This window comes from Winogradskyella endarachnes, from assembly GCF_009741275.1.
Taxonomy (GTDB): Bacteria; Bacteroidota; Bacteroidia; order Flavobacteriales; family Flavobacteriaceae; genus Winogradskyella; species Winogradskyella endarachnes.
In genome coordinates this window covers 1-309 of sequence record NZ_WOWS01000034.1, presented here as the reverse complement: position 1 = coordinate 309, position 309 = coordinate 1, and the positions used below count along the sequence as shown (strand labels likewise).

At 39.2% G+C, this 309-nt stretch carries 1 protein-coding gene; it reads right to left on the bottom strand.

Annotation, left to right across the window (positions count from 1 at the left end; translation table 11 throughout):
* Nucleotides 1–46: 46 nt before the first annotated feature.
* Nucleotides 47–309 (bottom strand): hypothetical protein (locus tag GN138_RS16225; RefSeq protein ID WP_231743096.1); only part of this gene is annotated, 263 nt, incomplete at its 5' end.

Sequence of the window (309 nt, the reverse complement as noted above, 5' to 3'; positions counted from 1 at the left end):
AATTTCCTACTTATAAAGATTCTGTCCCCAGAATCGAAGACACGGATTAAACAAATAACTCAGGGTATTCTTTCATCATTTTCTCTTCGAGTTCCCACGTAGCTTCTTCAGCGTTGTGGTTCCTCCATATCACCTTCACAGAAGGTATCACTTTATTCCTGAGCACTTGTTCTTTCCTGTCGACTATCTGGATAGGAACCTCTTCATAAGATAAATCTTTCTCGAACTGCAACGGTTCATACTCGATCACATGTTTGTAGTCGGGTTTATATGGTCGTAACACCGAAATATGAAAAACGTTATGAATGT